This is a genomic window from Tenacibaculum aiptasiae (genome assembly GCF_008806755.1).
GTDB classification, from domain to species: Bacteria; Bacteroidota; Bacteroidia; order Flavobacteriales; family Flavobacteriaceae; genus Polaribacter; species Polaribacter aiptasiae.
This window is the reverse complement of record NZ_WAAU01000013.1, coordinates 74,814-82,875: the sequence shown is the minus strand read 5'-3', so window position 1 is coordinate 82,875 and position 8,062 is coordinate 74,814. Positions and strand designations below refer to the sequence as shown.

General features: G+C 30.3%; 9 protein-coding genes and 2 tRNA genes. 5 read left to right on the top strand and 6 right to left on the bottom strand.

The features are described 5' to 3' along the window. Window positions 1-54 precede the first annotated feature (54 nt). Window positions 55-127 (top strand) — tRNA-Gly (locus F7018_RS09255). A gap of 30 nt (window positions 128-157) precedes the next feature. On the opposite strand, the gene F7018_RS09250 is transcribed toward F7018_RS09255, so the two are convergent. Beyond that, complete coding sequence (locus F7018_RS09250) at window positions 158-808, bottom strand: rhomboid family intramembrane serine protease (RefSeq protein ID WP_150899782.1); 651 nt, start codon at window positions 806-808, stop codon at window positions 158-160. A 91-nt stretch (window positions 809-899) separates the two neighbouring features. Between F7018_RS09250 and F7018_RS09245 the strand changes: the two genes are divergently transcribed. Next, entirely contained in the window at window positions 900-1,811 is a 912-nt protein-coding gene (locus tag F7018_RS09245; RefSeq protein ID WP_150899781.1) for a lysophospholipid acyltransferase family protein, read from the top strand. Window positions 1,812-1,897: 86 nt separating this feature from the next. On the opposite strand, the gene F7018_RS09240 is transcribed toward F7018_RS09245, so the two are convergent. The 3 genes from F7018_RS09240 to F7018_RS09230 form a co-directional block, all read right to left on the bottom strand. Next, window positions 1,898-1,971: transfer RNA gene (locus F7018_RS09240), tRNA-His, on the bottom strand. Between the two features lie 56 nt (window positions 1,972-2,027). Beyond that, entirely contained in the window at window positions 2,028-2,744 is a 717-nt protein-coding gene (bshB1, locus tag F7018_RS09235) for a bacillithiol biosynthesis deacetylase BshB1 (protein WP_150899780.1), read from the bottom strand. Window positions 2,745-2,845: 101 nt separating this feature from the next. Next, window positions 2,846-4,255, bottom strand: coding sequence for an MATE family efflux transporter (locus F7018_RS09230; protein ID WP_150899779.1), 1,410 nt, complete (start codon window positions 4,253-4,255; stop codon window positions 2,846-2,848). A gap of 171 nt (window positions 4,256-4,426) precedes the next feature. Between F7018_RS09230 and F7018_RS09225 the strand changes: the two genes are divergently transcribed. From F7018_RS09225 to F7018_RS09215, 3 genes are read left to right on the top strand one after another with little or no spacing between them, the layout of a single operon-like run. Next, window positions 4,427-5,185, top strand: coding sequence for a Rossmann-like and DUF2520 domain-containing protein (locus tag F7018_RS09225; RefSeq protein WP_150899778.1), 759 nt, complete (start codon window positions 4,427-4,429; stop codon window positions 5,183-5,185). After that, window positions 5,169-5,696 (top strand): KdsC family phosphatase, encoded by a 528-nt coding sequence (locus F7018_RS09220; RefSeq protein ID WP_150899777.1) that lies wholly within the window; start codon window positions 5,169-5,171, stop codon window positions 5,694-5,696. The genes F7018_RS09225 and F7018_RS09220 overlap by 17 nt, the downstream gene beginning before the upstream one ends. 44 nt (window positions 5,697-5,740) lie before the next feature. Continuing rightward, a complete protein-coding gene (locus F7018_RS09215) occupies window positions 5,741-6,166 on the top strand; it encodes a DUF2147 domain-containing protein (protein WP_150899776.1) in 426 nt (141 codons plus the stop codon). Between the two features lie 448 nt (window positions 6,167-6,614). Here the strand turns inward: F7018_RS09215 and F7018_RS09210 are convergent, their stop codons facing one another. Together F7018_RS09210 and F7018_RS09205 are read right to left on the bottom strand one after the other, a co-directional pair. Then, on the bottom strand, window positions 6,615-6,989 hold the full coding sequence (locus F7018_RS09210; protein ID WP_150899775.1) for a nuclear transport factor 2 family protein: 375 nt from the start codon (window positions 6,987-6,989) through the stop codon (window positions 6,615-6,617). A gap of 12 nt (window positions 6,990-7,001) precedes the next feature. After that, window positions 7,002-8,033 (bottom strand): alpha/beta fold hydrolase, encoded by a 1,032-nt coding sequence (locus tag F7018_RS09205; RefSeq protein WP_150899774.1) that lies wholly within the window; start codon window positions 8,031-8,033, stop codon window positions 7,002-7,004. Window positions 8,034-8,062: the final 29 nt, after the last annotated feature.

Here is an 8,062-nt window from a genome sequence, read left to right as displayed (position 1 = left end):
TCTCTCGCTCAAATTAAAATACGACAAGTAATTGTCAAAAATGTCTTTATCAATGCGAGAGTAGCTCAGTTGGTAGAGCGTCAGCCTTCCAAGCTGAATGTCGCCGGTCCGAACCCGGTCTCTCGCTCAAAAAACCGAAACAAATGTTTCGGTTTTTTTATTCATTTAACTTTAGCTTATCTCCAAACAAAAACATTACTAAAATAATTAGCCCCATTACCCCAATCATTATTGGATTGTTACTAATAACACTAGGTTTCAAAAACAATGTCAAAACATAACCTCCTATAGCCCCACCTAAATGCGCTGAGTGACCAATATTTCCTAGCTGTTTCTTCATACCATAAATTGAATACACTAAATAACCTATTCCTAACGCATAAGCCGGAAAGTCTATAAAAGGAAAAAATATAAAACTATATGTTTTACTAGGATACAACATAATTGCAGAAAACATAATACCAGAAACAGCCCCAGACGCACCTACTGCACTATAATAAAACTCGTGTTTATGCTGATATAAAGAATACATACTCCCTAACAATAAACTACCCAAATAAATTAATGCAAAATTTATTGTAGAAAAATTACCAATTACTAAACCTCCAAAAAGATACAAAGCATACATATTAAACCCTAAATGCGCCCAATCTGCATGCAAAAAGCCAGAAGTTAACATCCTTACTTTTTCTCCATTTAGAATTTTCTGAACTTGAAATTTATAGCGATCAAAAAAAAGAAGATCGTTAAATCCTTTATAGGAAACTAAAACATTGGCAACTATCAATACTAATACTATCTGACTCATAACTTTCTTTAAATATCAACAAACATAATCAAAAGTTAATAAAGTAGTAGATTGATATTTTAATGCGATATTTGCGTTTTAAATTTAAAACATGCAATTACTACTATTTTCTATTGTTTACCCTATAGTTTGGTTGATTTCAAGACTACCAATGAGAATTTTATATTTCTTCTCAGATATCTTCTTTCTTATTCTATACTACCTAGTTGGTTATAGAAAAAAAGTTGTTGAAGCAAACATTAAAATGGCTTTTCCAGAAAAGAATGATTCTGAAGTAAAAAAAATATCTAAAAAATTCTTCAGACACTTTGTCGATTTAATTTTTGAGAGTGTAAAAGCTTTTACTATTAGTGAAAAAGAGATATTGAAACGTTACAAATACAAAAATCCCGAACTGATAAATGAAATTGCAGCGAAAGGAAAAAGCATTGCTTTAGTTGGTGCGCATCAAGCTAATTGGGAATGGTCTATTAACCTACCCCTTGTTCTTAACATTAATGTTGCCGGAGCATATACTAAATTAGGAAATAAATATTTTGAGAAAAAAGTAAAAGAATCTCGAATGAAATTTGGCATCACTGGCTTTAAAACTTCAGAAACGGTTAAAGGGATCCACAAAGACTATATGAATAAAATCCAAAGCTTATACATACTGTTAAGTGACCAATCTCCACAAGTACACAAAACTCATTACTGGACCGAATTTATGGGGGTTAAAGTACCTATTCATACTGGAGCAGAAATGCTAGCTAAAAAATACGATTTTGTAGTTGTTAATTACGTAGCAAAAAAAATAAAAAGAGGATACTTTGAAACTCATTTTGAGCTTATCACTGAAAATCCTAAAGAATTTGACAACTATCAAATTACTGATAAATATTTAAAGATTACTGAAAAAAACATTAAAGACCAACCCGAATTCTATTTATGGTCTCATAAGCGTTTTAAGCATAGAGATAAATATGAAGAATGGCGCAAAAACTATAAAGCTTCTCGAAAATAATCGAGAAGCTTTATTTTTTTCATTTACTTTTATTTTATCTACTATTTTAAAATAAAAAAAGCTTTCTCTAAACGAGAAAGCTTTTGGGTGGATGATGGGATTCGAACCCACGACCCTCGGCACCACAAACCGATGCTCTAACCAACTGAGCTACACCCACCATGTGACTTGCGGGTGCAAATATAAGACAGTTTCTCATATCTGCAAAACTTTTTTTTAAATTAATTTACTTAAATTTTCTACCGCCACGTAACGTTCTGAGGTATAACCTTCTGCAAAATCGACTCCAATCAATCTTCCTAAATCTTTTGCTCTATATTCTACACTTTCTGTAAAATTTTTGCTTGTTATTGGTGTTTCTGGCTCATTACTTTTCGGATCAAAGAACTGAGATGAGTATGCTAATACCGATTTTATCTTTTTATCCATGAAACCTGATACATCAATTACAAAGTCTGGCTCAATATTTTTCCATTGAATATAATGATACACTTGCTTTGGCCTCCATTTTTCTTGAGACACTCCATCGAACTCAGTTTCTATTTTTAACAATCCGCTTAAAAAACACGCATCAGATACTAACTTACTTCCTTTTGGGTGATCAATATGACGATCATCAATAGCATTACATAATACTATTTCTGGTTTGTACTTACGTATCATCTTTATAACTTCTAACTGATGCTCTTTATCATTCTTAAAAAAACCATCAGCAAAACCTAAGTTTTCTCTTACAGATACTCCTAAAATCTCGGCAGCCTTAGTCGCTTCTACATCTCGTAATTCAGCAGACCCCCTAGTACCTAATTCTCCTCTTGTTAAATCTACAATTCCTACTTTTTTTCCTAAAGAGACTTCTTTTGCTATGGTTGCAGCACAACCTAACTCTACATCATCTGGATGTGCTCCAAATGCCAATATATCTAGTTTCATTTATTCTATATTCTTTTCTTAATTGTTACCTACTATAACAATTGATTTATAAATTTTCTATTCTTTCTATAAACAAGTTTAACTAAAGTATAAAACTCATTTTACACCTGAACTGTTTTCCATTTTCCTTTTCTAAATAACCAAATACCTATTACTGCAATAAGTACCTCAGCTAATGTTATTGACCAAAACACTCCTTTAGGTCCAAAATCTAAGACAATAGCTGATACATAGGCTAAAGGCAATTGGAACATCCAAAAACATATAAAATTGATTAATGTTGGTGTTTTCGTATCTCCAGATCCATTAAACGATTGTATTATAACCATTCCATAGGCATAAGCTATATAACCAGCTGCCATGATTTGTAAACATAAAGCTCCATTTTCTATAACTACTACACTATCTGAAAACCAACTTAGAAAAGTAGGCGCAAAAAGTATATAAATAAGAGATACAGAGCCCATAAAATAAGCACATAATCTACTAGTAATCCATACTGATTTTTCTGCCCTATCAGGCTGTTTTGCTCCTAAATTTTGTCCTACTAACGTTGCTGCTGCATTACTCATTCCCCAGGCAGGCATTAATGTAAACATCATTATACGTATAGCAATGGTATACCCCGCTAAAACTTCACTTCCAAATTTTGCCATTATCCACATTAAAAACACCCAGCTCGATGTACCTATAATGAATTGTCCTATTCCTCCTAATGATGTTTTTACTAAATTAATCATTACTGAAGTTCTAAGTACTAAGTCTTTCAATGCTAATTTTACTTTTCCTGCTCCAAAAAACAATATTAATAATTGTGCTACCACAGCTACACCTCTACCTGTTGTAGTTGCAATTGCTGCACCTTCTACACCATAAGCTGGTATAGGACCTAGTCCGAAAATAAAAATAGGATCTAAAATAATATTCAATCCATTAGATAAAATCAATGTCCACATAGCAATAGAAGCATTTCCTGCACCTCTAAAAATTGCATTGATTAAAAAAAGTAACATTACAGTAATGTTTCCACCTAATATTATTTGTGTATATCGATATCCCTCTTCTATTAAGGCTGGTTCTCCACCCATTAACCCTAATATTTCCTTTGGATACAGTATTCCTACAAAACTAATTGCTATAGAAATCGCTATTCCTAAGAATATTACCTGAACAGCTGTTTGATTTGCTCCTTCACTATCTTTTTCTCCTGTTCTTCTTGCTACCAATGCTGTTGCAGCCATACTTAATCCGATAGCTACTGCGTATACTAAGGTTAATACAGACTCTGTAAGTCCTACTGTTGCTACGGCATTTACACTAACTCTTGACACAAAAATGATATCTACTAAAGCAAAAATTGACTCCATCATCATTTCAAGAATCATAGGAATTGCCAACATGAAAATAGCCTTATTGATACTTCCTTGTGTAAAATCTTGTTGTTTTCCGAAAACGGCGTCTTTAAAAAGTGAGAATATATTTTGTTTGGTTGTTTGATTGTTCTCTGTCATCATTATTTTTTTTGATATGAAAAATACTCCTTAAAGTATTAAGGATGAAATTGGGGTCGTTATATACGACAAGTCTGAAGTAAAAAACTTAAACAATCATAATACTACAAATATGCAAAAAATATTTTTAAGTAATTTCTCTTCCATAAAAATATATATATCTTCGCTATTATGATTCGGGTATGTATTCTTGGAGGAGGCAATGTAGCAACACATTTAGCCAAAGCTTTTTTAAAAGCTTCTAATGTAGAATTAACGCAAATATATGCGCGTTCTATAGAACAAGTTATCGATTTTAAACATCAAACTTCTATAACGAATTCTTTAGACTTACTTAATGTAGCTGACGTTTATATTATAGCTGTTACTGACGATGCGATTGCAAAAGTTTCTTCTGAATTAACAACAAATAATCAGTTGGTAGTACATACTTCGGGTTCTGCTCCTTTAGACTTACTAAAAAAGCATGCTCGATCTGGTGTGTTTTACCCGCTTCAAAGTTTTTCAAAAGAAAAAGAAATAGATTTTTCTACGATACCATTTTGTTTGGAAACATCTAATGAAAAAGATTTTCCTATACTTGAACAATTAGCTTCAGCCATAGGAAAAAAAATATATGCTATAAATTCAGAACAAAGAAAAAGATTACATGTAGCAGCGGTTTTTGTAAACAACTTTACCAATCATATGTATAAAATTGGTTCTGATATTTGTACAGAGTATAAAGTTCCTTTTGAAGTTTTACTTCCTTTAATTCAAGAAACTTCAAAAAAAATTATTGAACTATCGCCTGAAAAAGCACAAACTGGTCCTGCCAAAAGAAACGATCAAGATACAATTCAAAATCACTTAGAATTGTTAAATACTGAACAACAAGAAATTTATAAATTAATTACAAAATCAATCCAAAACAATGGAGAAAAGTTATAAAGAAATATTACCTCAAATAGATACATTTATTTTTGATGTAGATGGAGTATTAACCAATGGTATTGTTACAGTTTTTCCTGATGGACAATTAGTACGTCAAATGAATATTAAAGATGGTTATGCCTTAAAAGCTGCTGTTAAGGCTGGCTATAGAGTTTGTATTATTTCTGGAGGTAAAAATGAGGGAGTACGTACTCGTTTGGCTAATTTAGGCATCAGTGATATTTATTTAGGAGCACATGATAAAACAAAACAATTCAATGAATTAGTTGAAAAATACAATTTAAACACAGAAAATGTGTTATACATGGGGGATGATATTCCAGATTTCCCTGTAATGAAATTAGTAGGTATGCCTTGTTGCCCTAATGATGCTGTTAGAGAAATCCAACAAGTATCTAAGTATATTTCTGATAAAACTGGTGGAAATGGTTGCGCTCGAGATGTGATAGAACAAGTATTGCGAGTTCAACAAAAATGGGATAGTAATTTTGATGCTCAGTATGATTAATTGGAATAATTTTTGAAATTTTCTCTCTATAAAACTTATAAAAAATGAAAAAAATAATTTTTACCTTTTTATGTATCGCTTTTAGTACTTCAATTTTTTCTCAATCTATCTTTGGTAAATGGCAAAATATTGACGAAAAAACCAACAAAGTAGATTCTGTAATTGAAATTTATGAAAAGAACGGAAAAGCCTATGCTAAAATTATAGAGATTACCGATAAAGATAGACAAGAAGCTGTATGTGACAAATGTAAAGGCAAACGTAAAAACGCTCCTATTTTAGGAATGAACATTTTAACTGGATTAAAAAAAGATGGTGATGAATGGTCTGGTGGAAAAATTTTAGATCCAAAAAATGGAAAGGAATATAAATGTTATATAAAACTAGAAAATAAGAATAAGTTAAAAATTCGTGGATATATAGGCTTTGCTGCTTTTGGTAGAACTGCTTATTGGTATAAAAATAAATAGCTAGTTAATTAAAAATATTAGTAAAGCCTAAATGAAAAATCATTTAGGCTTTACTTTTTATAAAATGTTTGTAAGTTTTAATTAAAAACCACAACTAATTAAATGAATTTGAATTAATTATAATAAAAACGTTTATTTAACCTTGGAGCATTTAATAATGCTCCTTTTTTTATTTTTCACCGAAAAACGTATTTACATTATTTGCTTGCACTTTTGAATTTACTATATTTTATACTCTCTTTTTTTATTCATTTAAACAATATAAATGCATCATAAAGCAATGAGGTGTTAAGTATTTTAACTCAATTCCCTGATTGATTTAATACATCAAAATTTTCTTGAGGAAACTAACTTCTTATTACTTTAAGGGAAACTAATAATTTGATCACCTCAAGTTTAATAAAATGCCTACTTCCCTCATTGCTTACTTTATCATTAACTTGCTGAACTAATTTAATTCTTCAACTAGTTTTCTTGCTATAACTGTATCGTATATTATTTTCAATTTAGATATCTTATTTTCAGAATCTAATTCAATAATATCAACAACATCAAACTCGACTTTAGTATTATTTTTTAAAGTCCATTTATACGTAAAATACAGAGCTAAATCATTTGAATTATTTTGTTCAAAAATTCCTTTTAAATGCAACTTTGAATTTATTGTATCATCTTTTAATTCATGGTAAAATAGATTTGCCTTTTTTACTCCATAAATAGGTGAATCGACTATTCCATTTTCATTAAACAAACCAATTACCTTTTCAATATCTCCTCTTTCAAGATATTCTAAATATTTAGTAGCTAACTCATTTTTATTCATTTTTCTTTGTTTTTATATCTTCTCTTTTAGAATTTCAAATTGTTTTTTCAATATAAATTCATTTCGGTTGTGGCCTGCTCCTTTTATTGTAAAATACCCCTTACGTGGTGCCTTTATTTTTTCAAAATACAATTTACTTATTTTTTCTGATGTTAATATATCTTCTTCTCCTTGTACAATATAAATTGGGACTTTAAACGTTAAGGAATCATTATAAAAATCAAGGTTTTCTACCATGGATTTAATTCCCATCTTTTTATGCCCAGCGAAATATAAGAAAGAATAATCATCTCCATAAAACCTATTTTGCTTATCAACTTTATTATTGTACTCTGGATTTATTTTCCACCAATTATCAGGAAGTGGGGTAGAATTTTTACGCTCATATTTTTTTACAATTCTTAACATTTGACCTAAATCCCTCGTGTTTTCATACGGAGGTTCTCCTAGCATCTTAAGTTTATTAATTGAAATACTATCTTTAGAACTTTCTGCTAATGCTAAAACAGATTTATAAGCATTTAAATAATTTCTTTTATAACCAACAAATTGTGCATTTCCTATATATCCCTTAAATAAACTTGGTTTTGCTTGTACCATTTTTATTCCTAGTATTGACCCCCAGGATGCACCCATTAATATAATTTTTTTCTTCTTTAAATATTTAATAAGATATTCGGATACTTCGATTCCATCATTTACCATCGTATCTAGTGTAAGCTTTTTTTCAATAAAATAATCTTCACTTATTTTGTCCGGAGCATTTTTTCCAAATGTTCTTCCTGCTCCCCTCTGATCCCAATTCACTAGAATAAAATCTTTCTTCCAACTTCTGTAAATACTATCACAATATGGACTCATAACACTCCCTGGCCCTCCATGTAAAAAAAGAATTACAGACTTATTTTTATCTTCCCCTTTAATTGTTATCCATTGTTCAATTCCTCCAACTCTTATAAATCTATTTTCATTAATTGACTTTTCTTGAGCTACAAAATTACTTGATAAAAAAGCAATTAAAATAGCTGTATATAATGTTTTCATGTAATAATATTTTCCTAAAGGACAATTTT

What these genes read in the sequence shown, in the direction of transcription:
- F7018_RS09250 (WP_150899782.1), bottom strand. Translation starts at nt 808, where the DNA reads ATGAGTCAGATAGTATTAGTATTGATAGTTGCCAATGTTTTAGTTTCC.
- F7018_RS09245 (WP_150899781.1), top strand. Translation starts at nt 900, where the DNA reads ATGCAATTACTACTATTTTCTATTGTTTACCCTATAGTTTGGTTGATT.
- bshB1 (WP_150899780.1), bottom strand. Translation starts at nt 2,744, where the DNA reads ATGAAACTAGATATATTGGCATTTGGAGCACATCCAGATGATGTAGAG.
- F7018_RS09230 (WP_150899779.1), bottom strand. Translation starts at nt 4,255, where the DNA reads ATGACAGAGAACAATCAAACAACCAAACAAAATATATTCTCACTTTTT.
- F7018_RS09225 (WP_150899778.1), top strand. Translation starts at nt 4,427, where the DNA reads ATGATTCGGGTATGTATTCTTGGAGGAGGCAATGTAGCAACACATTTA.
- F7018_RS09220 (WP_150899777.1), top strand. Translation starts at nt 5,169, where the DNA reads ATGGAGAAAAGTTATAAAGAAATATTACCTCAAATAGATACATTTATT.
- F7018_RS09215 (WP_150899776.1), top strand. Translation starts at nt 5,741, where the DNA reads ATGAAAAAAATAATTTTTACCTTTTTATGTATCGCTTTTAGTACTTCA.
- F7018_RS09210 (WP_150899775.1), bottom strand. Translation starts at nt 6,989, where the DNA reads ATGAATAAAAATGAGTTAGCTACTAAATATTTAGAATATCTTGAAAGA.
- F7018_RS09205 (WP_150899774.1), bottom strand. Translation starts at nt 8,033, where the DNA reads ATGAAAACATTATATACAGCTATTTTAATTGCTTTTTTATCAAGTAAT.